Origin of the sequence: Escherichia sp. SCLE84 (genome assembly GCF_012584495.1) — a bacterium.
In the GTDB taxonomy this organism is placed as follows: domain Bacteria; phylum Pseudomonadota; class Gammaproteobacteria; order Enterobacterales; family Enterobacteriaceae; genus ECMA0423.
The window spans coordinates 1-25,481 of record NZ_CP051431.1; the positions used below are offsets into that span (position 1 = coordinate 1).

Sequence of the window (25,481 nt, forward strand, 5' to 3'; positions counted from 1 at the left end):
ATGATTAAAAACAACGAGTTAATCCATCCTTTTGACGTAACCAGTAATGAATCAGGTAAGACTTATCAACTGACGCCTAACTCGTCCAAGTCGGTTCAGCCCGTGGCCCTGTTGAGATTGAGTGTATTTACCCCTGTCGGCACAAAAGAAAACCGCGACCGAAACTTTGAAGTTGATGCCTCTGATGAGCTTTCGTGTATGGAAATTGCAAGATCGGAGGGTTATGACGACATCAAGATAACTGGTGTCAAACTATCTATGTCTACCGACTTTAAGTGCTGGCTCGGGATCATCATGGCTTTCAGTAAATATGGTTTTACTTCCGAGAAGATTACCCTGACTTTTAACGAGTTTGCGAAGATGTGTGGTATCAGTTCAACAAACATCAACAAACGAACTCGTGCGCGCTTTAAAGAGTCATTAATGAACCTTGCATCGGTAGTGCTTGCCTTCTCAGACTCTCGGAGTGGTCGGTTCACAGTAACGCATCTGGTGCAGAAGGCTATGATTGATCCAAAAAGCGATACTGTTGAGTTGGTTGGGGATCCTTCTATGTGGGAACTGTATCGTTACGACCATAAGACATTGTTAAGCCTTCAGGTTCTATACATTTTGGCTAAAAAAGAAGCTGCGCAATCTCTCTATATTTATTTTGAAGCAATGCCAGCTGGTACGTTGTTCGTTAATATGAAACGGTTGAGGGAAAGGTTGCTTCTTACAACCCCTATTCGTACGCAAAACCAGATAATTCGTAAAGCAATGCGGGAACTTGAATCTATCGGATATCTCGATTATCAAGAAGTTAAGAAAGGTCGCGACATACAATTTCAGATCTTCAAAAGAAGCCCTAAGCTGGCCCTCGCCAAACAAGGTTGAAAGCTACCAGGTATGCACTGGTTATAACATGCTGAAAAATAAGTTATTTATCAGTGCTATGCTTAGTGCTTCTTTTACTACTGGTCTTACATCTCGGCTTAATGTGCAAAAAAGTAACTTTTCAAACGAACTCCTGACTATTCATCTGTATGCCTTTCTGGCTCAAGCGTACATGCTAGCCCATTCATTAAATGCCGTGGAGCAAGATGGTTTCGTGCGCACTCTATTCACGTGAATGCCTTTTGTGGATTACGCCTCTTACATTCATACAAATGCTTTTGATGTCGGTATCCCAAAAAATCATTCATTGAAATGCTTTTGTTTGCCACTGTATCCCGAGCATAGCTATGCAGTGGTATAAAAAGGCATTTTGGTGAATGGCATTAGGTCGAATGACACACAGTACAGCTTTGTTAAGAGCGAGAATGGTCCAAGACATCTATGACATTGGGCATCAGAAGGACTATGTGTTTGATATGAGATCAAAAAAATATCAGAAGCATCACAACTCCAATGGCATTCAAAGAAATGCCTTTGTTTTGTTAGTACACCAAACAACCCAAAATTCATGCAGTTATATCAAAGACTCATTCGCAAAAGGACTCAGCCAGAAAGCATTTGCTTAAATAGCATTGGCCAAAAGCATTCGAATGAATGATGTTCATATGGACAAGACAAAGTCCCACTCACGCCCAGAGGTGTAAAAGGCATTTAGATGAATGACGCACCGGCCGAGGATTGTATGTAGTTTCTCCAACTGATAGTTGCCGAACCAGGGAGCACAGTGATATGCGGCCTTCTCAGAATCAAGAGATAGATATTAAGGGAACAAAAAAGATTAGATATGAAGCTTAGTTACCTGCCCGATATCTAGTTAGAGCTTTTCAAACCATCAAAAGTGACTTTTATGCTTGAGGAGTCTCATCAGCTTCAGGATTGAGCTTAACGTAATCTTACCCCCTCCCCTCTTTCAAACTTTTACTAAGCGTTCACTGGTACTTTTCAAAGATTATGCTTTAGGCCCCTTTGCTTAAAAATTCACCAATCGCTAAACGTTAAAAAAAGGGGGTTTATGCGAACGGAAGGATCGGAATAAAAAAGTATTATTCATTCGCGTTTACGTGAACTCAAATCTACACGGAGTAATTATGGAACTTTCTTTAAATATTGGCCTTAGTGAAAAGAAATCTAACACGGCTGCACTTTTTAAAACAAAAAGCGCAAAAGTGATTTTGTTTGTTCTGCTGACCGTGCTTTTTTGCGGTCTGGCATATGCGGGTTCAGATGATGGGGCACTGGGAGATATTTGGTCATACATGAGTGAAAGTATGACTGGAGCTCCGGGCAAAATTCTGGCAGCCGCGATGTTGATCTCAAGCGTATATTTCTCTGTCCTTAAGCCTAACCCGGGCCTGGCACTGGTTTCATTATTCATGATGCTGGTAATGGCCAACGGCGAGAAAATTATCAGCACCTTTATGGATGCTGGCGTACCGCTGTAATTTATTGTTAATCATGCATGAGGGGGTTCATCCCCCTCTCTGGATTTTTAATGAGTAAGCAGAACGACGTTCCTCAGCATACCTATAGATTCCCTTTCAGGATCAACATGCCTCTACTGATTTTGTTTTGGGATGCAAAAAAAATAGGGCTTGCATTCATTCTGGTTGCATTTGGGAATATCTTCGAATGCTTCGGGTTTTCTGTTGTAGTAGCGGTTGTATATTGGATTGCGTATAACAAAGCAGCTGAGTCAGGAATAAGAGGATTGCTAAAACACAGACTCTGGTGGCTCGGTTTTTTGCCAGGTAAAGCAGTTTTTAGTAGCCGTTATTTCAACGATCCATTTATCAGAGATTTGTATTCTTGATGGAGCTATGAATGAAAATGCTAAGTGGCATTAACATCCCTTTTTTCAAAAAATCTAAAAAGGATGAAAACGGTGATCTTGAACAGTCATACGTAAAGAAAGATGAAAGTGCTAAGGGACGTTTTTTGGACATTAAAAAACGATTTAGCCCACAAGCTGAAGCGTCAGGTGCTGGAATTACATACAGCGCCCTGATTAATCGTGATACAAAACTTATCCGCATTAATACTGTTTCAATAGCCGTCATTGGGTTATTGGTTGCAAAGATTCTTTTTTTCACTGACCCAGTGACGATTGTTACCCCTCCAAACATGAATGAAGAGATCACGGTTGTTGGTAACAAAGCATCGGAATCTTATAAAACACAATGGGCTCTCTTTTTTAGTACCCTTTTAGGGAATATTAATCCAACTAATATTTCCTTTGTGACGGCCTATGTCCTCGATGCCCTTTCACCTGAACTACAGGCTAAAACGAGTGAGTCTTTACAGGAGCAGATAAATATCATGCAGGCTCGTGGTGTTGAGCAGACCTTTAAGCCTAATGATATTTACTTTGATCCAAAAAATGACATGGTCTATGTCTGGGGTACCAAAACGACTCGACTTGTAAATGTTCCGGACAAAACTGAATCATCGAAATGGACTTATGAATGGGTTCTCGGGATGAAAAATGGTCGCCCAAGAATTGCATATGTAAATCAATATTCCGGAACACCGAATATTAAAAAAATTACGATAAACGGCAAAGAGCAACTGGCAACGCTGGATAATCCGCCACCGTCTACAGGTAACAAGTGATGATTAAAAAAAAGGGCTTAGGGTTCAACGCAATTACCGCATTGATCATGCTCACGACTTCGAACTGCGTAATCGCTGAAGAATACCAATTGCCAGCAACAATTAATAACCCGGTTGTAATGCCAGTTGGTGCTGACGGATTTCAGAATGGAGCTGCAAAAGCCATTATTCCGGGTCAAGCTGGTTCTGAACAGTCAGGTGCACAAACAAACCTTAGTGAAGCCGGTAATGCGCAGGGACAAAAACCTACAACTGATCTCCCTACCGTGCAACTTTCCCCAGCCAGCAATGCTTCGCCTGCGGTAAGCGCTATTACTGGAGCATTATCAAATAATCCTAGTCTCCCCGGATTTGACGCACAGACCCGCTCTGGTGCAATTGATAGCTATGGGAGACCAACAGGTACCTCTTCCCAGCAGAATGCAACCAATGCGACCGCCACGTCAAAAGCCGATGAACTTTATGTCGAAGCTCGTAACCGATATAAAGAAGTTCAGCGTGTAAATGTGCCGCCTGGTGGGAATGTGGTACTGCCAGTTTCACGAGGACTTCAAAACAGAATATCGACCAGCTTCAAGAATGCTTCTGTCAGCACTTCTACCCCTGCTGAAGAGGCAAGCATATTTGTTAATGGTGGCGATGTCTTTATTTCAACTAATACCGATAAACCAATCGGGATTATGTTGTCGGAAGATCAGGTACCTGAATCGACCTATAACCTGACCCTGGTACCGCTTGATGTTCCCGGTGCGATGATTTCAGTTACTACATCTTTAAGCCCATCTATGCAAGCCAAACGTGAAACCTCATTGGATAAGCAAAACTATGAGGAAATGTTGGCCCGCTCCCAGTCAGAAGAACTGGCTCCATCGGATCCAAAACAAGACGATCATAAACAAAGAATCATTGATTTATTGACTCCTGTGGCTCTTGGTGAGGTCCCTTCAGGATTCAGTTTACAACAGGACCGACTTTCTCGTATTCCTGCGTCAGAGCAGTCCCCATGTAACTTTAATATGTATGCAAAGCTCGGTCAGAGACTGGTTGGCTCACGTGAACTTATTGATGTAATTCTTGTGAAAAACGATAAACCATACGGTCAAATCGTTGCTGATCAGCAGTGTATGGCAGAAGGCGTTATTGCAAGTGCTTTATTTGATAAAGCATACCTGCAACCGGGAGAAGAAACAGAGCTTTACATAGTCCGGGATAAATTGTTCAAGGAACGCGAGGCCCGGGTTACAACCAGACCAAGTCTAATCAGAAAATAATATGGGAAAAGTTACTTTGCCTGCTCTGCTTGGGGCCACCGTGATTGGTTTTGTCGTATTTGCTTTAACCAGCTTTTACTACAGGTCAGAATATATACCAAAAAGGAGTGTATTAATCGTTCCGGACGCACCCATTAGTATCGAAGATGGCAGTAACGCTTTTCCCGTTCAGACAGTAATAATGAACGATCCAACTCTTATTGATAAATTTGTAGGAGAGGACAATATTAATGAGGAGAATGCTTTTGACTATCACAAAAGTAACGTTTTGGAACCTAATTACAAACATGAAATATCTAGAACGAGCCAGATAGATAAAGCTGAAATGAATCATCCATCTGTTCGTGAAAACTGGGCCAGAGCAGGTGATCCCTATATCGTTCCTCAGATGTCTGACAGCGAACGAAATCTAAAAATTAAACGATTCCAGAAACCTACAAGTGGAGCTAATCATGGACATTAAAAAGGCCTGGGAAAATAAGACCGTCAGACTTTCTGTTATTGGCGCTCTGCTGGTAGTGATTGTTTATATTATTAGCCAGTCTATTTTTTCCACACCAGTTAAGAAAGAAAAGAAAACACAGAAAAAAGACATGCAGACCAATTTGTTGTTAGATGATTCGCAAATGAACAAATTGAGTAATGAAGAAAGCCAGAAAGTATATAAGGAAATGGTTAAGCAAAACCGACTTGATCAAAATGCGGCGAAAGAGGACCGCGAAAAAGCAGAAAAAGCCCAACAGGAAACTAAAGCCCAAGTTGCAAGTTTAACTTCTCAACTTCAGCAACTGTCTCAGCAAATTAATGATATGCAGACTAATCGAAACGGCAATCGTAACTTGGATGCTGGTAGTTCGCGTAAAACGATTAATGAGCAGGCACCGGCAGCTCCTTATCAGCTTAATGCTAATGCGCCGATTAATGGCGTAAACCCTAATTACGCGTCTATCACACCTACGCGTAATAGCCCGATGAGAACAATCACACAAAGTTCCATTAAGACTAATGGTACCGATGGTGTCATTCAGGTTATGCCCGTGTCTGAAAACAGAATCAAGGAAGGCAGAGAGGTCATTGCAGGAGATAAAGCGCCTACTCGGACTGTACGAGGTGATGGTACTGCGCCAGTTGATAGCAAAGCGCGGCATGCTGCCCGAAAAGATGAAATGTTTCTTCCGGCAACATCTATTATCACTGGTGTTCTGATTACCGGGCTTGAAGCGCCTACAAGCCTTTCTTCCAAATCAGAACCAATGCCAGTAACAATGCGTATTAAAAAAGATGTCATCATGCCCAATAATTTCACCATGGATTTGCGTGACTGTAACCTTCTGGGTTCAGCTGTTGGTGATTTGGCGTCACAGCGTGCTTACATACGTGCCACTTCTATCTCTTGTGTTAATTCAAAAGGGAAAGCTTTTGACGTAAAACTGGAAGCATATGCTGTAAGTGAAAATGACGGAAAAAATGGGATCCGAGGCACGCTTATCAGCCGAAATGGTAACGCAATTGCAGGAGCTGCATTTGCCGGTGGACTTTCTTCACTTGCCGGTAGCTTAAGCCCCAGTAAGGTATCTTCACTTAACATCGACCCTAATTCACAGGCTCAGTATCAGTCCCCTAATTTTGGTGCACTTGGGGCATTAGCCGGGGCTGGTGCAGCTCAAGGTGGCCTTAATCGACTCGTCGATTACTACACCGCAATTGCAGAACAACAGTGGCCAATCGTAGAAATTAGCCCTGGCCGAGCTATTACATTTGTCGTTCAGACCGGAACTACAATTCCAACGAATCTGACCAGTCGCTGAGGTTTAAATGGATAGTTTAGAAAAAAAAGAATCGACTGAATCAGCTGGACCTGAAATCACTAAAAAAATGGTGCGAGAAAGGACAACAAAAAAAATTACCTTCGAAATTGATATTGAAAAAATATTGAAGTATTTATTTTTCTTCGCCTTTGCCGTTTTGGTCATTATTTATGGTTATAAAGGCTTTATGAATGTTTACGATTACTTCAATAAACAATCACAGCCTTCGTACAAGATTGCAGTGCTTGACATGCCTGAATTACGTAAGGAATTTTTCAAGCATCACGGAGGCCGTACTGCTGACAATGATAGAACTCAATTCGAAGAATATTTCAGAACATTAATGAAGATCTACCGTGACCGTGGCTATTTAATTATTGATGCAACGCTTGCCGTTACTGTACCGGATAGTGTTGAAATCGTCACTTATATGGAACTTGAAGATAGCTCTGAAGCGGTACAATCAAGTTCTTATAATGCAAAGAAGTAGAGGGCACCCAATAGTGAAAAAGTTACTTTTCCCTTTAATGGCGGCTTTCGCCATTATGGCGAATACGGTCACTTATGCTTCAGAGCAGGTCCTAACTAATAGTGATGCTGCTGCGTTAATGGCAAAGGCAAAGGAAGGCGGCGTTTCACCCAGTCAGATCTCGGGTGCGTTATCAAAAATGAAAGGATATAAACCTAAGGATGCCATATACATTCCTTCTGGTGGGCTATACCTCTTTCAGGACGAGCGTTCGCAGCTAATGGCAGTAACGACCGATGGCCGATACTCCCTTACTGGGGGAAGCCTTGTTGATGTAATTAAACGTAAACCTGTTCTGACTGTAGAAGAAATCAGAAATTCCTATTTTATTAGTCTTGATGAGGCCCCCTTCCCTCTGGAAACTGTAGCGTCCATTCATCTGGGAAATTCAAAGCTTAAGAGACAAGCAGCCATTTTCTTAACACTTGATTGTGACGGTTGCATGGAACTTGTTAAGAAATTTTATGCAGATCGGGACAAGTATCGGATAGATATTGTTTTAGTTCCCTCACCCGGTGAGCCAAAAGAAGAGCTTAGAAGGCTCTGGTGTAGTAAAGAAAAAGGAAAAATAAACAACCTCGATATTCTTCGTTGGCTAATGGGAAGCAAATCCGACATTGAAAAAAGATTGCTCTCTCAAAAAGAAGCAGAAGAATGTCCGGCGGAACCTTTGGTAGCGTCATTGATGCTCGCAGGAATTTATAAATTGCAGGGTGTACCTTCAGTTGTCAGACAGGATGGTTTGGCTGGTAATGGCATTCCAAAAGATTTCGACTACTGGTTGAACCAAAGCGTTGAACCTCTCTTAAAAAATCCATTTGAGACAAATTAAGGCTAGTTTATGAACATCAAAAGATTGGTACTCAGTGCTCTGGTTGTAGGTACATCCTCATATCTTACGGGGTGCTCCATCGGGAGTTCCGAATCCGAATGTCCAGGCATTGAAAAGGGCGTTATCTGTAAAGGTCCTCGCGAAGTTATGGAGTTAACTAATAATCGAGATGATCTGTCTGCACTTGCGGGGGAAGAGTCGGAATCGGGAAAGGAGAAATCGGCTGTCAATGACAGCCGTTATCCAACTGAAATTAGCCCTCCAGGGGAAGTCAAATATCCACAGTCTACAACCCTTAAAAATCAGCCTGTGGCTTATTCAAAAACCGAAATTAAGCCAGTTGGTCAGTTACCTGTCATGTACGATAAAACTTTAAAAATGGGTGCCCCTACTTCATCCATTGGACCACGGCCTATTTCTGGTGTACCGGTTAATTCAAACGTAAGGATGACTAGCAGTTATAGCACTGCCTCTTCAGCTGGTAACCCTTTCGTTCATCCGGCTGCGGAAGTCGTTAAACAAACAAGCTATCCGGTTTCTGCTGGAAATGCACCACGCTACGTTGCACCTAATTCTGATATCAGCCCTGGCAAGGATATGTACTCTCTTTACAATGGCCAGCCCGTTAACCCTACTCTCAACACTGGGCAGATCCAGCAATACCGTTCGCAAGGTTATAAACAAGCTGTAGTGGCTCCTGAACCACTTGCTGTTCTGCAACAGGGGAAAGTAATGAGAATTACTTTTGCACCTTATACCGATGATAACGATGCGCTTAATCTTCCCGGCTACGTTTATGTCAACGTAAAACCGCAAACATGGATTGCTGGCAAGAATTCGACCTCAAACCCAGCTCGCATAGTTCCTTTAGAAGTACAGGATGCGGCCCGGGAAAATATGCAGCAGCAACAAAAAGCAACTAAAGCTGTCTCTTCGAACGGCATTGTTAGACAACTGTAAGGTCAAATATGGAAGCTATCAATAATTACAATAGCGGTTTAAATCGCCATCAATTAGGTGGGTTTATCCCTGTTTACGATCAATTAGCAGGGACTCACTATTTTTTGATTGATGGCAACAGATTAGGGTTTATGTTTATCTGTAATCCATCACCTGGAGTTTTTGATAATCAGCAAGATGTTCTTGCTGAAATGTTCAAAATGGATTTTCCTACAGATACTGTCTGTCAAATATCTCTGACTGCATTGCCAGACTTGACTTTACAGCTTAGTGCTTGGTCAGCTGTGCGAGGTGGGCGTATGACTGGGAACGATAAGCTTAAAGCAGATCTGCTTAATGGTTATCAGTTGGACTACTACGACAGAAGTATGCATAAGCCTTTAAAACCTGATCATGATAACCTTATGTTGAGGGATTTTCAGGTATGGATCTCGCTATCGATTCCTTTACAGTCTGCCCTTCCTACCGAGCTGGAACATTCGCGTATCGATTCACTTTACTCTGAACTTGTAAGTAAGTTAATTACGATTGGACTGCATCCGTTTAAGGTCGATGCAGAAAACTGGCTCTATTGTATAGATAAGGTCGTAAACCCCGGAAAGAACTCTCGGTGGGCTGAAGGTTTTATAGACGTTAACACTATGAAAAGGCTTAATGAACAAGTTAACGTTCCCGGCCGTAAGTATACAGTCACAGAAAATCATTTCTCATCAGTCACACAAAGTGACGACGAATCTGAGCATCGTTACTTCAAACAACTTTCCGTTGTAAAGTTTCCTGAATACGTCAATTTCGGTTGTATGTATGAGTTAGTAGTTAACTGGATGCATGGACGTAAGACAATTTTCAGCCCATTTATGATCACTCAGACTGTTCAGTTTGCCGATCCGCTCAAGTTGTCAAAAGAAAACGTCCGCTACAAAGCAATCACTAATAAACAGGCAAGTATACCTTCAGTTGTCACATTCTGCCCTCGCCTGCGGGATATGGATAATGACTACATGGCCGTAACTCGCGAGCTTGAGGATGGCGCAAAGCTTTTAAGAGGGTATCTTACTTTCACTGTTATGGGTAGTAATGCCAATTCTGTGCAGACAGCAGCTAACGATCTCAAATCCTTTTACCTCGAAAGCCGGGTCAAAGTAGCAGATGATTCCTTTATCGTTTTCCCGTCATTTATGTCATGTCTGCCAATGTGCAATGACCCAAAGACAATTTTCGACCTTGACCGATCCGAAGTAGTGAGCAACACCGGAGCGGCTCATATGACGCCGATCTTTGGGCCCTGGAAAGGTAATACAGATAGACCAGTACTGAGTTTAGTTTCTCGTGAAGGTCAACTCATGGGACTTGATATTTTCAAGACTTCTGCAAGCTATAACATGGTTATTGGTGCAACGTCAGGTGCAGGCAAGTCATTCTGGACAGCATATCTAATCAATAACTATCTTGGAGCTGGACCGCGATCTAATAACCTCGTTCATTATCGCTCAACATTTAAGCATTTTTTAGAAAACGAATACCCAGATGATGATCCTGATGGTGCTCAAGTTTTTGTAGTGGACGTGGGGCGTTCTTACCAGGGGATTGCGGAACAATATACAAACAGTCAATTTATTGATTTCGGTAAAACCCCTGACTTCACCCTAAATCCCTTTGCCTTCCTAACTGACATCACTGTTAACGACGATGTATTTAACGAAGCACCTGAATTTACCGGTGAATCAACTTCAAACGATGCAGAAAAAGACAAAGTTGCTCAGACCATAATGGTTCTGAATCAGCTAAAAATTATGGCTTCAGAGAAAGGCCTTATCGATGATTATCAACAATCAGTGATGCTTCAGCTTATTGCAGAAGAGTACCAGGAATCCAGAAAATCAGGTCGGACCGGTTCACGTATAGGAAATTGAAAAACCAGTCGATACCATTGTCCACGCCTTATGCCACGTGAGCCTTTCTGCTTTTCCCACCACTCCGGTGGTTTCCCTCTCTCTATGGTCGATTTTTATACCGTAACAGGCTGTTTTTTATACTTTCACCGATTCCCGGGCACACTTAGCCTGTGTCAGGCCGGCATATACCTCAGTAGACTGATATCCCGCGCGTTTTTCTTCAGCCCTGATACATTCAGCCCCGCAATGGCCCGGCGGTATACCATCCGGCAGCCACACAGCACGCATTCGAACGGGTCACGACTCAGGAACTGTTTCACCATTTGTGCATAGCACACTTTCGCCACTGGTTCCGGTTTATCCATCCCCAGTGCACGGTACACCTGCGGCAGCTTCTCTCCACACACACGGTTGGCAAGGAACCCGAAGTACCTCACCATCTTAAAAAACTTCTCCGGGATGTGCTGTTTCAGCCTCGCGACCAGCTCACGCTGTGTCAGCGTTTCCGTCGCCGTTTCTCCCGTTTTGTGGTCCAGGTAACGGAAGCTCAGGCTTGCCCCTCCGTTGTAATGAGCCAGTCGGGAAGCCGCTATTGGTGGCTTCTTCAGATAACGACCCAGGTAGCGTGCCGTATTCCGCCCTCCGGCTGTCTTCTTCGACATGTACACATGCCAGTATTTTCCGCCGGATTTCAGCACCAGGCTTCTCCACTGTGATTCCGTCGTGATATGTGACAACGACTCCGGCATTGCCATCCCCTCTGACCACGCTTTCAGAAGCAGCTGCCGCATATTCCACATCCACCGTGAACGCATCGCGTCTTTCAGGAAGCTCAGCTTTTTCCACTGACCATGCTTATTCAGACCTCCACAGGTTACAGACACATGTACATGCGGATGCCAGTTGAGACGACGGCCATACGTGTGGATGGCGCAGAAGATACCGGGTTCCAGCCCCCGTTTTCGGGCGGCATACAGCAGATTCTCCACCGCCAGACGGCACACGTCATTCAGCAGCCAGCGGTTGCTTTCGAACACCGGCCACAGCGTGTCCGGCAGGGTGAAGACCAGATGTACCCAGTCGCAGTCAGGAAGACGATTCAGCTGTGTTGCTGTCCACAGGTCTGTGGCCTTCTTTCCGCAGGACGGGCAGGCACGGCTGCCGCATGAGTTGGTCAGGTACTTTACGTGCTGACAGTCCGGGTTATCACACCCGAACTCTTTTACACCCAGTATCCGTGTGCCGCAGGCCAGCATTTTGGTGACGGCTTCAACCTCGATATCGCGCAGACCGCCCGCATCCAGGAAGGACGTCCAGCACTGGTTGGCTGTGAACAGACGTTTCAGAGGGCGGGGAGTAAAACCGGACAACATGAGGATGGATTAAACCCCGGTATCCTGTAGCAGGGTAAGGGCTGCTGTATCGCCACGGCGCTTCAGGATGGAGGTCGTCACCATCGCAGGTGGTGGGTCCATGGGTTTGAGCATTTTCATCCAGTCCCATTCTCGTTGTGAGAGCTTCTCAGCACCAACAGAGAGCAGAACTGTATCGATACTTTTGCGGGTCAACATAAGGGGATGAGTCCTTAATAAAACAGGTCCTCAGAGCATACATATTCTGCGGGGCGTGCGGCAACAACAGGACGAACCGGGGCGGTTTTCAATTTGCAGCCGCCAGGCTGCCGTGGTTCAATAACCGGCTTTGCTCTGCGTTGCAAGAAGCATGAAGACAAACGTATAAAGGATATTGGGGAGCAACTCGGAGCATGGTGCGAAGGTGGAATTTATGGGCACCGGTTTACCGATACGTTGCCTCCAATCAACTTCGACAGCAGATTTATTGTTTTGGAACTGGAGGAGCTAAAAGGCACCCCCCACCTTCAGACAGTTGTTTTAATGTCTATCATTCAGGCTGCTCAGCATGCAATGTTCATCAAAAAAGATGGGCGTCGTCGCTTGTTCATCCTAGATGAAGCTTGGGAGTACATTCGTCCTGATAATTCATCAGGTGCCGGAAATCAATCAAACCAATTCTTCTCTTCCTTCCTCGAAGCGGCATGGCGTAGGTTCAGGAAAACAAACTGCGCTGGCATCTGTATCACACAGTCGTTTGAAGATTATTTTACTTCTTCTGTTGGCCGGGCCCTGACTGCTAACTCGCCTTGGAAGATAATCATGAAACAAGAAAAAGAAAGCATTGAAGCAATGAAGGCTAATAAATATTTTTCTACTTCAGATGCAGAATATGAACGAATGAAAAATATTCGTACAGTCAAAAAGGTGTTTTCAGAGATGTTAGTCAGGTTCGAAAACTTCCAAGAGATCTGTCGGTTATACGTAGACCGGAAAATGGAGCTTTGTTTTACTACGGATAGTGCTGACAGGAGTAAATTATGGGAAATTCAAAGCCGCGAGAATTGTAGCTATGGCGAGGCAATAGAAATTCTCTATGCTCAAGAAGTAGCAGCGGGTTTGGCCGCGTAGAGTAAATATCTTCAAGCAAAAACAATTAAACCAGATGTCTCATAAGAATCTGGTTTTTTATTGTATGCCTTAAGTAAACAAATGAGGTTATGACTTAATGAGTTCATCACTGTGCTGCAAATTTTGGTTTTATAATTAATATGGCTTAAAAACAGTGACATAATTACAAATCGCATTTAGGTTGTGTACGCATTAAGTAAACAAAATTTATAACATCAATACTGACTTTATAAGATGAAATTCACGTAAATTACATTTTTGTTTACCAAAGGTAATCAAAGGAGCGCGGCATTATTAGTGAAAACAGATCACTGGTGTCATATTGCATACAAAACTTAATATCCTTTAATCATTCTTCTAAAAGTTTAATATTAACGCTTTGGTTTATGAAAATTTATCCAATTTGCTCACCGAAGACTTTTAACTTATTTAACCCCCTTTATCGCCAATCTGTGATTTTCTAATGTTAGCCTACAGTTCTAGGGCCCTTGCTCCCATGATGCGAATCCTTCCACCTAATAAAGATTAACGCCTCATTCCTGTATGCCGGTCTTACGACGCCAGTGCACGGACAATTTTTGGTCATCACAAGGCCAGGCGGGAGATTTAATCAGGGCGTGGTGTTCCTTAGCAGCAGCTGCGGCACTGTAAGCCGAAGGCGGAATTAACTCCTTTATCGCCATCTGGGGACGTCATTAGGGGTACCCCTTTTAACTTGCTCAGGACCATTAAGCTAAAATTCCGGATAGTGATTGACGTAAGATTTAGGCTAAGCAGGTAAAGTGATCCCCGCTCCCGGGGTGACCACTTTATACAAAAGGCCGATCGGAAGATTGTCCTTAGGGAAATATTCCTTTAACACAGCACGGGCACTTACTGCCGCTGCCGGATTTAACCCCCTTAATCGCCAAACTGGGGTACTGTCCTGATGCTGGCCTTCAGTTCTGGGCTGGGTGGCTATCACTTCCTCCCATAATGCGAAATGTAACTGCTGATACAGATTAACGTCATATTCCTGCGTGCCGGTCTGCCAACACCAGTGCACGGGCTTTTTTCGGTCATCACATTACCGGGCAGGAGATTTTATCAGGGCGTGGTGTGACTGAGCAGAAGCTGGGGCACTGTCAGCAGCTTGCAGATTTAACCCCCTTAATCGCCAAACTGGGATTCTGGTCTGATATTGACCTTCCGTGCTGGGCGGGGTTCGGTTTGCTAACACTTACTCCCATGATACGAAATGTGCCTGCTGATACAGATTAAAATCACATTACTGCATACCGGTCTGCCGACACCGGTGCATGGGCGATTTCCGACGATCTCAAGAACATATGGGAGATTATATCAGGGAGAGTAGTATGCCTGAGCAGCATCTGAAGGCACTGTCAGCCGCTGTCAGATTTAACCCCCTTAATCGCCAAACTGGTGTTCTGTCCTCATGCAGGCCTTCAGTTCTGAGCTGGGTTGCTATCACTTGCTCCCATAATGCGAAATGTACCTGCTGATACAAATTAACGTCGTATTCCTGTATGCCGGTCTGCCGACACCAGTGCTCGGGCTATTTTCGGTCCTAACAAGACCTGGCGAGAGATTTAATCAGGGCGTGGTGTGACTGAGCAGCAGCTGGGGCACTGTTATCCGCTTGCAGATTTAACCCCCTTAATCGCCACACTGGGGTTCAGTCCTGATAGTGTCCTTCCGTCCTGGGCTCGGTTGCTAACACTTGCTCCCATTGCGCCTGCTGATACAGATTAAAGTCACATTACTGCATACCGATCTGCCGACTCCGGTGCATGGCTTTTTCCGATAATCACAAGGACGGACGGGTGATTTTATCGTTGCATAGTATGTCTGAGCAGCATCAGAAGGCTCTGTCAGCCACTGGCAGATTTAACCCCCTTAATCTCCAAACTGGGATCAGTCCTGATAGTGTCCTTCCGTCCTGGGCAGGGTTGCTAACACTTGCTCCCATGATACGAAATGCGCCAGCTGATACAGATTAACGTCTCATTACTCCATGCCGGTCTGCCGAAACTGGTGCATAGCTTTTTTCGATATTCGCATGAACAGACGCTTGATTTTTTCAGGTTGTAATATACCTGAGCAGCATCTGAAGGCACTTTCAGTCGCTGTCAGATTTAACCCCCTTAATCGCCAATCTGGGATTTTCTGATGTTAACCTACAGTTCAAGGCCCTTGCTCCCATGATGCGAACCTTGCAACCTGATAAAGATTTAAGCTTCATTCCTGTATGCCGGTCTTACGACTCTAGTGCACGGGGACTATTTTCGGTCATAATAAGACCTGGCGGGAGATTTAATCAGGCGTGGTGTGACTGAGCAGAAGCTGGGGCACTGTCAGCCGCTGGCAGATTAAAACCCTTTATTCGCCATCTCAAGACGTCATTATGGGTAGTCCTTTTAACTTTCTAAGGACCATTAAGCTTAAACTCCGTTTAGAGAATGACGTAAGATTTAGGCTAAGCAGGTTAAGTGATCCCCGCTCCCGGGTTGAACACTTTATTCATCGTACGAGCGAAAGATTGTCCTTCGGGAAATATTTCTTATACACCGCTCGGGCACTTACAGCCACTGGCGGATTTAACCCCCTTAATCGCCAAACTGGGGTACTGTCCTGATGCTGGCCTTCAGTTCTGGGCTGGGTGGCTATCACTTGCTCCCCTAATGCGAAATGTGTCTGTTAATACAGATTAACGTCATTTTCCTGCGTGCCGGTCTGCCGACACCAGTGCACGGCCTTTTTTCGGTCATTACATTACCGGGCAGGAGATTTTATCAGGGCGTGGTGTTACTGAGCAGGAGCTGGGGCACTATCAGCAGCTTGCATATTTAACTCCCTTAATCGCCAAACTGGTGTTCTGTCCTCATGCTGGCCTTCAGTTCTGGGCTGGGTTGCTATCTCTTGCTCCCATAATGCGAAATGTATCTGCTGATACAGATTAACGTCATATTCCTGTATGCCGGTCTGCCGACACCAGTGCTTTGGCTATTTTCGGTCATAACAAGACCTGGCGAGAGATTTACTCAGGGCGTGGTGTGACTGAGCAGCAGCTGGGGCACTGTCATCCGCTTGCAAATTTAACCCCCTTAATCGCCAAACTTGGGTTTTGTCCTGATGCTGGCCTTCCGTTCTGGGCGGGGTTGCTATCACTTGCTCCCATCATGCGAAAAGTGCCTGCTGATACAGATTAACGTCATATTCCTTCATGCCGGTCTGCCGACACAAATGCACGGGCTTTTTTCGGTCCTTACAATACCGGGCAGGAGATTTAATCAGGGCGTGGTGTGACTGAGCAGCAGCTAGGACACTGTCAGCCGCTGGCAGATTTAACCCCCTTAATCGCCACACTGGGGTTGCCTCCTGAAGTTGGGTTTCAGTTCTGGGCTAGGTTGCTAACTCTGCTCCCATAATTCGTAGTGGGCCTACTCAAGAGATTAACACCTCATATCTTTAGACTGGACTGACGACAACGATTCACAGTTAGGAAACGTAAATCAGCACACCGGTGAGATAGATTTTAGGGTCTAAGCAAGAAATAGGGTAGGCGTGAAGATTCATTAATGGAGCTCATAACGTCAAAGCGTAGAGAAGTCGACAAGAATCGTGGTTTAAAAAGAATGAGCATTAGGTATGGACTAGAGAGTCTGAGCTCTCATCTGCAAGTTAAGCTCACAAAAAATCATAAAAAAGTAAACAAACATTAGCTTAGGATTGAAACAAAGGATAGAATTGTACGTATAACAATGAAATGGACGCATTATGCGTAAAGTTTACATATATGCGTAAAAGTCGGTTTTCAGTGCAAAAAGGTCATAACCATGAATTTACTTGAAAAGATCGCCCTCGTTGGTCAGCGCATGAAAAGCGAGCAGATTTCTCTTAAGGAATCTCTGATGGCTTCATCAAGAGTATCTGTTTCTGATGATAGTGTTGATGGTGTTGATAGACTGATCTACAACCACTGTTTAAATAAAAAAAATCTCTCTGATTTTTTTGGGAAGTCACGAGTAACGTTCAATAAAATACTTTCGGACTTAGAAGAAAAAGAAGTTGTTGGTGCACCTATTTATCAAAACAAAAATCATCTTTACACCCGCTGGGATGTTCAAAAAATAATGGATGCCCTGGGTTATCCCAAGTACCGCGATCATTACTTTAGCAGAGCTATTGTTACTCAGAATCATAAAGGCGGTACAGGGAAAAGCACTACATCTGTAGCTTTAGCAGTAGCAGCTGCTTTAGATCTACAACTGAATGCACGTGTATTAATGATCGAATGGGACCCACAAGGTTCGATTGGAAGCAGCATGATTCAAAGTGTCTCAGAAGATGATGTCTTCCTTACAGCAATTGATGCAATCCTTGGAATTTATGAAGAAAATTCTGAGTATAAAAAATATTTAGATTCAGGATTCTCTGAAGAAGAAATCATCACTAATATGCCTTTTTCAACGCATCTGCCAAACTTGGACGTGATAACGGCATTTCCGACAGATGCTCGTTTTAAAGATAAATACTGGCAATGTTCTAGAGAAGAACGAACGTCTTTGTTACTACGTTTCAAGGAAGTTATCTTACCGGTACTGAAGCAGAACTATGATTTGATTATTATAGACACTCCACCTGAAGATTCACCTTTGATCTGGGCTGCTGACGAAGCGGCCGATGGGATTCTTGTCGCAGTGTCACCACGTGAATATGATTACGCCTCTACTACAGACTTCATGCTTACAATAAGTGAAAGGTTTAAACAATCACCAAGTAAGGGCGATAATTTAAAATGGTTCAAAGTTCTTGCTGTCAATGTTGATGACAAAAGTCCATATGAAAGAATAGTTTTGGATAAATTAATCAGAACTGTTCAGGACCTTTTGATGTCCGCTAACATAAAAAATTCTGAAGCATTTAAGGCAGCTGCTTCCAAAGGGCGTACAGTGCTTGATATCAAAAAATCAGAGGAACTTTGTTCCGCAAAGCAACTTGATGTCGCAGAAGAATCTGTATTACAGGTATATCAACAATTTATAAATGAAATAAAAAGTTTTTCAGCTAAGCAAGGAGTTAACGCATGAGCGATGAGCAACATATCGGGAATGATAAATCTCGATATTTAAACGCACCAAAGCGGACAGAAGTCGGTCACCGTTCAGGTCTTGCGGGTTTGAAAACAGCACCTCGCATAAAAAAGTTATTCACTCTTCATAAGGGCCGAAGACTTGAAGCGGAACATGTGATTGTTCCAGCCCAGAGAGTGGAGAAGGAGACCTTAGTCCATCCAGCAAACCCACGAAATCAAGAAGCCCTTACAGATTATTCTGTTAGAGATATTCTTAAGCAGATTGAAGAAAGAGGGGTCGATACCGAAGGGATCGCTGTAAAAAGAGATGGGGTTTATTTATTAATAGAAGGAAGTCGCAGACGTTTCTGCTGTATAAAGGCAGAAAAGGATCTCCCCCTGTGGGTACTACCGGATGAACTAACCGAAGATGATATAAATTCAATTATATCCGCAGCACAAACATCTCGAAAATTTTCATATAGAGAAGTTGGGTTTCAATTTATCAAGAAAATGGAAGAAAAGGGATTTTCTACTAATGAAGAACTCGCAGCATATCTTGGGATTAGTCATGTATCGGTAGCCAAAAGAATCCAGGCGGCACGTATTGACGAAACATTGATCTCTTTATTCCCGGATTATGAAGGAATACCGAACTCCTATTATAGTCGCTTGTCTCGTTTACAGAAATATGTGCAAAAAAATCTATTTCCTTTAGATGAAGTAATAGATAATGTTAAAGAGGAAACAAAAGATTTAGACATTGGAGATCTCCAAGTTGCCCAAAAAGTTGTAATGGAGAAAATCACACAATCTGTGGAAAGTGTTTGTGAAAAATCTTATTCCACAAAATGGGAAACAAGTGATCTTATTACTTTTGATAACAAAGATAAGTATGCAAGAATCAGTAAAAACAATACTGGAAGAAAAATTCGCATTGAATTCAATAGGATAAGTGCGGGTTTTATTAAGGAGCTAGAGGAGTTCATAAAAGAAAAATTAAAAGTATCAGAATAAATATTGAACTGCATCTTTATGATGCAGTTCATATGATTTATATTTTTAATTTCTTGTTATATTAATATGGGGTGTGCGCAGGTTCAGACATATAAGGTCTTAGTTCTATATGAACAGAAGCGCCATTCCCATCATTTACTACGTTTAAAGGTGCTTTGCCCGGCAATGACATAGTTGCAACGTCAGGTCCAGAAACAGCAAAATTATTTTCTGCTGAAGGCATTACTGTAAAAATCTTTATAGCAACATTTTCATGTCTAAATAAAGAAATCCCAAAAGTAGAACCAGCTTCGGTATTGCTCACGTCCACAACCACAGGGGTTTTTCCTAGATATTCATTAGTTAGTATGTTTTTTACTAATGCCCCTTCCGGGACAGTATAGATACGGTATGGATATGCTAAAACTGAGTGACAAAAACATAATAAAATAACAATTAATGTTTTTTTCATAGATTATCCTCATTCAAAAATAAAAGATATAACTCTTGAAAATCGTGGTTATTAATTAGGTCCGCTTTTCCGGGAAAATCGTAACTAACAGAAAATAAAAGAGAAAGAGTATCTTTTCCTTTTGCTTTGGGAGAGATTCTGCTAAAAGCACGGTTAATAAACATAAGTTGATCTTCATTGTTGAAGCAAAGTCCAAGCATTCCAACCGTAGGAACTACGAATGTGCTTACGCTGCCTGGGGGCAAAAGTTGCTTACTACGGGCATTGTAAGCACAACGACTACCACCTAGCGTTAGGCCTGAAAGCTCAATAAAACTTCTGGTTCCATTCTTGGCGACAAGCCAAACATCAGTTCCTGAACTTTCGACACGTAAAGTAACTTTTCCGTCAGTAAAGGCCTCACTTTTATTGTATAGAATAGGGTCAAAACCAACTGTCGGGAGTTCTTCGATTTTACTTTCTACTGACTGACAACCAGTCAGTAATGCAAACAATAAAAGTGTGATAACTTTAATCATCCCGCTTCCTTAGATTGTTTTTGGCGCTGGTTATAAAAGATAATGATTCACCGGGGTAGAGAATTGTTTCTTTCGTCCAATAACGATAACCACCGAGGATATCTTTTCTTTTCTCAATATAAACCGGTTCAGAAAATTCTAAATGTTGATATTTCGGAAGAGATAAGATTTTATATTTTACTTGTCCAACTAAGAGGTAATTCTTCTCTTTAGGATTGATGGTTACTGAATTACCAACACTTTGAGGTATGTTAAGTTTTTTTATATTTAGATCAGAATCGTCAGGAACGGACACTTGATCATTAGATGTCTTTCCGGGAAGAGTAAACCCTTTACCCTGATCCGGTCCAAAGATGGCAATTACATCTTTGTTGTTTCTTGTGATCGAAACGATAGCCTGAAGGGGCGTATTAGCAAGGTCATTTATAAACGATATAGTTATACTTGATTTAGGCTCGACCCAAATAATGCTTTTTCCGGATGTGCCTTCGCTTAATGCAATTTTTTCATTTAGTAAGATTTTATTTTTGGCAATGATATTATACTCAAGTTTCGGTATCACCATAAAAAGTGATTCTTTATTTGAAACATTCATGATTTCTAAGAAATTGGTTTTGGTCATGCTGGTCTTTAGAACAGGCCTATATTTACCATTTATAAACCACCTTCCGTTTATAAGCTCCGCTTTAGCAGATATAAGTGAATCACTTTTCTGAGCGGCAGAAGAAAAAGCATCTTTTCTTTGCTCTTTCTCTTGATGTGGTGCAGCTGCTGCGTGAAGATGCAAAAGTAATGTTGAAATTGAGATAATCTTCCATTTTATCTTCATCTTGTTACCTCAATGTTGTTTTCAATCGAATCGAGTTCTAACGGATAGGTTTTAAGTGAATAAAACTTGTTTGTTGTTTGTATTAGCTGATGACACAATAAAACTGGATTGTTCTTCATGATTATTTCTACTAATGTAAGTGCTGGTGAGTCAGTTGGCGGTATACCCGGAGCAACTATTACCTGGTCTTCTAATTTTGACATATAGAGTGATCCAGTATTTATATGTAAACAATTACCGATCAGTACTGGAAGATTGTTTTGAGTACGACCATGGGCTTTTCGAATGCTGTTTACAGGATTCCTACCTAGGACCATAAGGTTGACGTCATTTATCATCATTGGTATTACGGCATGGTCCATACCGAATAGAAACTGGCTCTGAAAAATATTCACATTGGCATAGTTGAATGCTTGAAGCGCATTATAAGTATCAGTGAATGATGTGCGGATAGGGGCGTAATCAGAAGGGCAAACCCCAATTTTTATATCGCCTTTGAGTAAAATCTGCATCATCGTACCAAGCTGGGTATTAAGAAGTTTTTTTATCTCTTCCTCTAAATAGTAACGATTTACAGCTTTATGCCACTTTCCGCCCATTACACACCATCTCTCATTGAGGTATGTGCTGGGGTAAAATGTTCTCCGGTCTTTGTTTAATGGTAACAATTTTTTTAACATTTCTTCTCCGGCTCCGGCAGCTGAGAAATGCCTCACAAAACGTCCATCGAAAAAGCCACTGTTTATCGCCTTCATCAACTCTATGGGTTCCGGCCCATAGTCAAACAAATTTCCAGTAGAGAAAATTACTATCTCTTCTTCTGGCTTTGTAACTGATTGAATCAAGTTGCACAGCGCAGAGTAATGTCCATGAGGATCTGCCAGAAAGAAAATCCTTCCCGAGAAGTTTGTAAGGTCTATAGTTTGGACGTGCTCAGCTGCCATAAATTCCTCTACGTATGTTTACATCGATGATACGGTATTTCGAGCTATGATTTTTTTACATAAAGGCGTCATTTTGGATTCTAAGCCTAAGGACCTTTGTTACTTACTGGTAAAGGCTCCAGTCCTGGCTCTCAAACAGTTCATACTTAGGATGCAAAGTAACTTTCTGATTATAATTGGCTCCTTTATAAACATGTTTACTTCATGAATACAGGATATTTAACGGTAATGTATTTAAAATGGAAGGATGCTGAAATAACATAGAGTTACGTATTTTTTTAATAGTGTTGATGTTGATAATAGGTCACCATTAATGTATAAAGTTAATATCTAATATGGTCCTATTAATAAAAGAGAGTTTTTATGGCTGAACTATTAAAATCTGAAAGTCCTGTTTCACAATCATTGCAGGATATCACTGAAGCTTTAAAAATCGTTGTCGATGATGGAAGTAAAGCTGCAAAACTGGTTTGTCTTAATGAAAGAAACGAATTAGTTCCCTTGCTCACACAAAATAGTTTTGTTCCAGATTTCCGTGTTCGCCATGAGGGTCTCAATCCTTTTAACTATCTTATTGATGGGCTGGAAAGGTTTTCGCATCACAGCGAATCTAGTAACTCACTGGAATCGACTGATGTATCTCACCAATACGATGAAATTAGCCGGTTAAATGTTCACCATGCACTTCATGCTTCTGGTTTAGTTCCTCAGGATGTTCACCTCTTTGTTACTTTACCTCTTAGCCAGTTCTATACTGCTTTAGGGGAAACGAATATTGAAAATATTCAGAGAAAAAAAGATAACCTGATGAAACCAGTTGAGCGTTATCTTGACGGTAAACGCTATTCTTTCAACGTTTTGTCTGTGACTGTTTTCCCTGAATCTTTACCAGCTGTGACCCGGGCAGATGAAATTGAGGATATTGCTTCATTTGAATCAAGTTTGGTAATTGATCTTGGTGGTACTACTCTTGATGTTGCAAGTATTACTGGGCAATTAGAACAGATTTCGAAAGTAAAAGGTTTTGACCGTATTGGTTGTTCTATTGTTTACGATGAGATCAGCAGGTATCTTGAATCTGAGAAACTGAATACGAGTAATGCTTACATTCATCATCTTGTTGATAATCGTCATGATAAATCAGCTTTGAAGGTTGCAGAGGACAAGCGTGACGGTGTTTTTGATGCGGTAAACTCTGCGGTACAGAAGTTGCAAAGTAAAGTAATCAGAGCGGTTACACAAGTCGAAGAGAGGCCTCATAATGTTTTCCTTGTTGGGGGAGGTTCATATCTCATCGAAACAGCTATTCGTAAACATTTTGAAACGGCTAAAGTTATCATGGTAGACAATCCGCAGTTCGCATTATCTTTGGCAATTGCTGATACTATTTATTCAGAATAATGAGCTAGAACATGGCTAAAAACCCTATCTCAAATAAGGCAGATAACGACCGGATTCAGATCCGGTCTTTCTGGATATCCGAAAGAAAAGCACCCTATGTTTATAGTTTCTTGAAAAAAACAGAACTTTCTCATAGGGGTGACCAACTGGATTTAATTAGGTCGGCTATTAGTACCGGGTTGGTATTGAATAATTTATTTCCTGACTTGGCAAATTTTATAAATGGTTTAAACGAAAGATTAACACTTGCAGATCTTAATAGGTTTCTGAATGATGGAAATACTATAGATACTGAACCTAAGCCTCCTATTAATGTATTGCTAGAGAATGTCTTAGATCAAAAGTTTAAGGAGTATTTAACACCTCTACAATTAGATAATTCAAAGCAGGATTCTGTTTCTGTAAAAGAAACCTTCCTTGTACAAAAGGAACATGCCTGCTTTGGTGTGAAGATTGAAAATGAGGGAAGCGATACCTCTATACCATCTGAAAGCCCACTTTCTTCAGATGCATCCAAAATTTCAAAAGAAAAGTCCATTTCCGCTGTGGTGCCAGTGCTAGAAAAAGTATCGGATGAAAATCAAACCGCCTCCATAAGCATAAAATCTAAAGCTAAGGCAAACAAGCGACTGGCAACTTTGGCAAGATAGGTGAGAGACAGTACAATCGACTTCTGAGTTCCAACTTGTCTTACCAGGAAAGCCAGCATACTTGCTGGCCTTTTTTTTGTTATAATAATTTCAGGCTTCACCTGGGTATGTAAAATTACTGTTAATGAAACGGTATTTTAGGTTAATTTGGGTGCTGTTACAGGAAGTGCGGATTTTTCCTAAATTTGTAAAAAACCTAAGAATTATCTTAATAAATCTGGTACTTAATTATTATTTTACTTATAAAGTCTCTGTGCTTTAATGGTTATGTAAGGATTTTTTGATACCCTTATACCCGATGGACCTAAGGTCACTGACAACGATGTTCATGTAGAATCTTCGTTTCTGTAATCCCTTTTGTTCTTGTCCCAAATGTTTGATTATTATAATAAAGGCTGATCGAATGCTATCTCGCAACTCACTAATACATGGTTTACGCCGAGACCAGTTAATCGGAGTTCTGACTATTTCAGAGTTTCCGGTAGTTATGGTAGAAAGCCACTTCATTCAGTCTGAGGTTATGGGAATAAAACCCGTAATTTTTAATATTGATGAGCTTCTTGTTTCTATATCCCCAATTTCCTCTCTTAAGTTCGATTGGGAGTGGGCCCCAGTTGATACAATACTCATTGAAGTTATCATTCCACCTGTAGAGTCAGACCTTGTAAGTGCAGAAAATGACTTCCTCCGTGATTCTGGTATCGGCCATATCCAGTGCGAGCCTGGCGGAGCATCAATACGACGTACAGTTACCTTCGTTGGTGGAATAACCGCTGATAACTTACTGTATCAGTTGAGGCTTATGTGCGTAAGTGCGTTAAAACTTTTAGGAGAGGAACTGGGGGATGAAGTCTAAGATTAGATATGTTTTATCTGGTTTTGTTGTGATATGTGCATTTGCTGGAGTTTATAAAATCCTAAACAATGTTCCGGTTAAACCTGACCTTTTGGACTTCACTGGAAACACATTTAAAAAGACATCACTCTTCCTGCCATGTGATAAAAGCTCGCCTTCTTTAAACATTAAAATTGCTGATAACGAGAAAATCGTGATCAACGGCATCGCTTCAAAAGTAACTTTTGTTGAAAAGGCTGACCCCGTCAAAAGCCCTGGTTTTTGTGATGATCTTGATCTAAACAATTCTCGCCTTGTACATACGGCATCTTACAGCATGGTGATTTCTGAAACCAAAACAGGATATACACTCTCAAATTTCAAGCATCTTGCCGATGATGAATCATTAGGTGGTATGTGGTTTTATCAAAAGTGACT

General features: G+C 42.1%; 23 protein-coding genes and 1 pseudogene. 18 read left to right on the forward strand and 6 right to left on the reverse strand.

Annotation, left to right across the window (positions count from 1 at the left end; all coding sequences use genetic code 11):
* The 11 genes from HGD79_RS24330 to HGD79_RS24380 all read left to right on the forward strand — a co-directional run bounded on the left by HGD79_RS24330 (window position 1) and on the right by HGD79_RS24380 (window position 10,859).
* Entirely contained in the window at window positions 1-876 is an 876-nt protein-coding gene (locus HGD79_RS24330; RefSeq protein WP_000594612.1) for a RepB family plasmid replication initiator protein, read from the forward strand.
* A gap of 1,148 nt (window positions 877-2,024) precedes the next feature.
* Complete coding sequence (locus tag HGD79_RS24335; protein ID WP_000423602.1) at window positions 2,025-2,378, forward strand: hypothetical protein; 354 nt, start codon at window positions 2,025-2,027, stop codon at window positions 2,376-2,378.
* Window positions 2,379-2,428: 50 nt separating this feature from the next.
* Window positions 2,429-2,746 carry a type IV conjugative transfer system protein TraL gene (locus HGD79_RS24340; RefSeq protein WP_000043357.1) on the forward strand — a complete coding sequence of 106 codons (318 nt, stop codon included), beginning with the start codon at window positions 2,429-2,431 and terminating at the stop codon, window positions 2,744-2,746.
* Between the two features lie 11 nt (window positions 2,747-2,757).
* Window positions 2,758-3,546 (forward strand): TraE/TraK family type IV conjugative transfer system protein, encoded by a 789-nt coding sequence (locus HGD79_RS24345; RefSeq protein ID WP_000783153.1) that lies wholly within the window; start codon window positions 2,758-2,760, stop codon window positions 3,544-3,546.
* Window positions 3,546-4,817, forward strand: coding sequence for a type-F conjugative transfer system secretin TraK (locus tag HGD79_RS24350; RefSeq protein WP_000592090.1), 1,272 nt, complete (start codon window positions 3,546-3,548; stop codon window positions 4,815-4,817). Before HGD79_RS24345 ends, HGD79_RS24350 begins: the two co-directional genes overlap by 1 nt.
* Before the next feature lies 1 nt (window position 4,818).
* The gene (gene htdO / locus HGD79_RS24355; RefSeq protein ID WP_000521240.1) at window positions 4,819-5,280 is read left to right on the forward strand and encodes a plasmid transfer protein HtdO; all 462 of its coding nucleotides are present in this window, start codon (window positions 4,819-4,821) and stop codon (window positions 5,278-5,280) included.
* Window positions 5,270-6,625 carry an IncHI-type conjugal transfer protein TrhB gene (gene trhB / locus HGD79_RS24360; RefSeq protein WP_000351841.1) on the forward strand — a complete coding sequence of 452 codons (1,356 nt, stop codon included), beginning with the start codon at window positions 5,270-5,272 and terminating at the stop codon, window positions 6,623-6,625. The genes htdO and trhB overlap by 11 nt, the downstream gene beginning before the upstream one ends.
* A 7-nt stretch (window positions 6,626-6,632) precedes the next feature.
* A complete protein-coding gene (locus HGD79_RS24365) occupies window positions 6,633-7,115 on the forward strand; it encodes a hypothetical protein (RefSeq protein ID WP_000377633.1) in 483 nt (160 codons plus the stop codon).
* Between the two features lie 118 nt (window positions 7,116-7,233).
* Entirely contained in the window at window positions 7,234-7,986 is a 753-nt protein-coding gene (gene htdT / locus HGD79_RS24370) for a protein-disulfide isomerase HtdT (protein WP_183079335.1), read from the forward strand.
* 9 nt (window positions 7,987-7,995) lie between these two features.
* Entirely contained in the window at window positions 7,996-8,946 is a 951-nt protein-coding gene (trhV, locus tag HGD79_RS24375; RefSeq protein WP_001022587.1) for an IncHI-type conjugal transfer lipoprotein TrhV, read from the forward strand.
* An 8-nt stretch (window positions 8,947-8,954) separates the two neighbouring features.
* Window positions 8,955-10,859 (forward strand): TraC family protein, encoded by a 1,905-nt coding sequence (locus HGD79_RS24380; RefSeq protein ID WP_282100596.1) that lies wholly within the window; start codon window positions 8,955-8,957, stop codon window positions 10,857-10,859.
* A 155-nt stretch (window positions 10,860-11,014) separates the two neighbouring features.
* Here the strand turns inward: HGD79_RS24380 and HGD79_RS24385 are convergent, their stop codons facing one another.
* Both HGD79_RS24385 and HGD79_RS24390 read right to left on the reverse strand, forming a co-directional pair.
* The gene (locus tag HGD79_RS24385) at window positions 11,015-12,214 is read right to left on the reverse strand and encodes an IS91 family transposase (protein ID WP_000948429.1); all 1,200 of its coding nucleotides are present in this window, start codon (window positions 12,212-12,214) and stop codon (window positions 11,015-11,017) included.
* A gap of 9 nt (window positions 12,215-12,223) precedes the next feature.
* A complete protein-coding gene (locus HGD79_RS24390) occupies window positions 12,224-12,412 on the reverse strand; it encodes a hypothetical protein (RefSeq protein ID WP_000957857.1) in 189 nt (62 codons plus the stop codon).
* Window positions 12,413-12,526: 114 nt separating this feature from the next.
* Here HGD79_RS24390 and HGD79_RS24395 point away from each other — a divergent pair.
* The 3 genes and pseudogenes from HGD79_RS24395 to HGD79_RS24405 all read left to right on the forward strand — a co-directional run.
* Window positions 12,527-13,324, forward strand: a pseudogene (locus HGD79_RS24395) (AAA family ATPase); the annotation flags it as partial.
* A 3,836-nt stretch (window positions 13,325-17,160) separates the two neighbouring features.
* Window positions 17,161-18,414: a ParA family protein gene (locus tag HGD79_RS24400; RefSeq protein WP_032084678.1), complete on the forward strand. Its 1,254-nt coding sequence runs from the start codon at window positions 17,161-17,163 to the stop codon at window positions 18,412-18,414.
* Window positions 18,411-19,415 carry a ParB family protein gene (locus HGD79_RS24405; RefSeq protein ID WP_032192066.1) on the forward strand — a complete coding sequence of 335 codons (1,005 nt, stop codon included), beginning with the start codon at window positions 18,411-18,413 and terminating at the stop codon, window positions 19,413-19,415. The genes HGD79_RS24400 and HGD79_RS24405 overlap by 4 nt, the downstream gene beginning before the upstream one ends.
* A gap of 61 nt (window positions 19,416-19,476) precedes the next feature.
* Here the strand turns inward: HGD79_RS24405 and HGD79_RS24410 are convergent, their stop codons facing one another.
* The 4 genes from HGD79_RS24410 to HGD79_RS24425 are packed head-to-tail and all read right to left on the reverse strand — an operon-like array spanning window position 19,477 to window position 22,157.
* A complete protein-coding gene (locus HGD79_RS24410; protein WP_001572421.1) occupies window positions 19,477-19,866 on the reverse strand; it encodes a hypothetical protein in 390 nt (129 codons plus the stop codon).
* Window positions 19,863-20,384, reverse strand: a complete 522-nt coding sequence (locus HGD79_RS24415) for a hypothetical protein (RefSeq protein WP_168848542.1) — start codon at window positions 20,382-20,384, stop codon at window positions 19,863-19,865. Before HGD79_RS24415 ends, HGD79_RS24410 begins: the two co-directional genes overlap by 4 nt.
* Entirely contained in the window at window positions 20,377-21,213 is an 837-nt protein-coding gene (locus HGD79_RS24420; RefSeq protein ID WP_042634275.1) for a hypothetical protein, read from the reverse strand. The genes HGD79_RS24415 and HGD79_RS24420 overlap by 8 nt, the downstream gene beginning before the upstream one ends.
* The gene (locus HGD79_RS24425) at window positions 21,210-22,157 is read right to left on the reverse strand and encodes a metallophosphoesterase (RefSeq protein WP_046788422.1); all 948 of its coding nucleotides are present in this window, start codon (window positions 22,155-22,157) and stop codon (window positions 21,210-21,212) included. Before HGD79_RS24425 ends, HGD79_RS24420 begins: the two co-directional genes overlap by 4 nt.
* A 363-nt stretch (window positions 22,158-22,520) precedes the next feature.
* Between HGD79_RS24425 and parM the strand changes: the two genes are divergently transcribed.
* From parM to HGD79_RS24445, 4 genes are all read left to right on the forward strand, one after another.
* Window positions 22,521-23,558, forward strand: coding sequence for a plasmid segregation protein ParM domain-containing protein (gene parM, locus HGD79_RS24430; RefSeq protein WP_000818955.1), 1,038 nt, complete (start codon window positions 22,521-22,523; stop codon window positions 23,556-23,558).
* Between the two features lie 11 nt (window positions 23,559-23,569).
* A complete protein-coding gene (locus tag HGD79_RS24435; protein WP_001107537.1) occupies window positions 23,570-24,208 on the forward strand; it encodes a hypothetical protein in 639 nt (212 codons plus the stop codon).
* 403 nt (window positions 24,209-24,611) lie between these two features.
* Window positions 24,612-25,064: a H transfer determinant A gene (hdtA, locus tag HGD79_RS24440; RefSeq protein ID WP_000952689.1), complete on the forward strand. Its 453-nt coding sequence runs from the start codon at window positions 24,612-24,614 to the stop codon at window positions 25,062-25,064.
* The gene (locus HGD79_RS24445) at window positions 25,054-25,479 is read left to right on the forward strand and encodes a hypothetical protein (protein ID WP_000836980.1); all 426 of its coding nucleotides are present in this window, start codon (window positions 25,054-25,056) and stop codon (window positions 25,477-25,479) included. The genes hdtA and HGD79_RS24445 overlap by 11 nt, the downstream gene beginning before the upstream one ends.
* The last annotated feature ends 2 nt before the right edge of the window (window positions 25,480-25,481 follow it).

Excerpts from the sequence above, each read along its gene's own strand:
- HGD79_RS24330 (WP_000594612.1), top strand. The coding sequence starts at position 1 with ATGATTAAAAACAACGAGTTAATCCATCCTTTTGACGTAACCAGTAAT.
- HGD79_RS24335 (WP_000423602.1), top strand. The coding sequence starts at position 2,025 with ATGGAACTTTCTTTAAATATTGGCCTTAGTGAAAAGAAATCTAACACG.
- HGD79_RS24340 (WP_000043357.1), top strand. The coding sequence starts at position 2,429 with ATGAGTAAGCAGAACGACGTTCCTCAGCATACCTATAGATTCCCTTTC.
- HGD79_RS24345 (WP_000783153.1), top strand. The coding sequence starts at position 2,758 with ATGAAAATGCTAAGTGGCATTAACATCCCTTTTTTCAAAAAATCTAAA.
- HGD79_RS24350 (WP_000592090.1), top strand. The coding sequence starts at position 3,546 with ATGATTAAAAAAAAGGGCTTAGGGTTCAACGCAATTACCGCATTGATC.
- htdO (WP_000521240.1), top strand. The coding sequence starts at position 4,819 with ATGGGAAAAGTTACTTTGCCTGCTCTGCTTGGGGCCACCGTGATTGGT.
- trhB (WP_000351841.1), top strand. The coding sequence starts at position 5,270 with ATGGACATTAAAAAGGCCTGGGAAAATAAGACCGTCAGACTTTCTGTT.
- HGD79_RS24365 (WP_000377633.1), top strand. The coding sequence starts at position 6,633 with ATGGATAGTTTAGAAAAAAAAGAATCGACTGAATCAGCTGGACCTGAA.
- htdT (WP_183079335.1), top strand. The coding sequence starts at position 7,234 with ATGGCAAAGGCAAAGGAAGGCGGCGTTTCACCCAGTCAGATCTCGGGT.
- trhV (WP_001022587.1), top strand. The coding sequence starts at position 7,996 with ATGAACATCAAAAGATTGGTACTCAGTGCTCTGGTTGTAGGTACATCC.
- HGD79_RS24380 (WP_282100596.1), top strand. The coding sequence starts at position 8,955 with ATGGAAGCTATCAATAATTACAATAGCGGTTTAAATCGCCATCAATTA.
- HGD79_RS24385 (WP_000948429.1), bottom strand. The coding sequence starts at position 12,214 with ATGTTGTCCGGTTTTACTCCCCGCCCTCTGAAACGTCTGTTCACAGCC.
- HGD79_RS24390 (WP_000957857.1), bottom strand. The coding sequence starts at position 12,412 with ATGTTGACCCGCAAAAGTATCGATACAGTTCTGCTCTCTGTTGGTGCT.
- HGD79_RS24400 (WP_032084678.1), top strand. The coding sequence starts at position 17,161 with ATGAATTTACTTGAAAAGATCGCCCTCGTTGGTCAGCGCATGAAAAGC.
- HGD79_RS24405 (WP_032192066.1), top strand. The coding sequence starts at position 18,411 with ATGAGCGATGAGCAACATATCGGGAATGATAAATCTCGATATTTAAAC.
- HGD79_RS24410 (WP_001572421.1), bottom strand. The coding sequence starts at position 19,866 with ATGAAAAAAACATTAATTGTTATTTTATTATGTTTTTGTCACTCAGTT.
- HGD79_RS24415 (WP_168848542.1), bottom strand. The coding sequence starts at position 20,384 with ATGATTAAAGTTATCACACTTTTATTGTTTGCATTACTGACTGGTTGT.
- HGD79_RS24420 (WP_042634275.1), bottom strand. The coding sequence starts at position 21,213 with ATGAAGATAAAATGGAAGATTATCTCAATTTCAACATTACTTTTGCAT.
- HGD79_RS24425 (WP_046788422.1), bottom strand. The coding sequence starts at position 22,157 with ATGGCAGCTGAGCACGTCCAAACTATAGACCTTACAAACTTCTCGGGA.
- parM (WP_000818955.1), top strand. The coding sequence starts at position 22,521 with ATGGCTGAACTATTAAAATCTGAAAGTCCTGTTTCACAATCATTGCAG.
- HGD79_RS24435 (WP_001107537.1), top strand. The coding sequence starts at position 23,570 with ATGGCTAAAAACCCTATCTCAAATAAGGCAGATAACGACCGGATTCAG.
- hdtA (WP_000952689.1), top strand. The coding sequence starts at position 24,612 with ATGCTATCTCGCAACTCACTAATACATGGTTTACGCCGAGACCAGTTA.
- HGD79_RS24445 (WP_000836980.1), top strand. The coding sequence starts at position 25,054 with ATGAAGTCTAAGATTAGATATGTTTTATCTGGTTTTGTTGTGATATGT.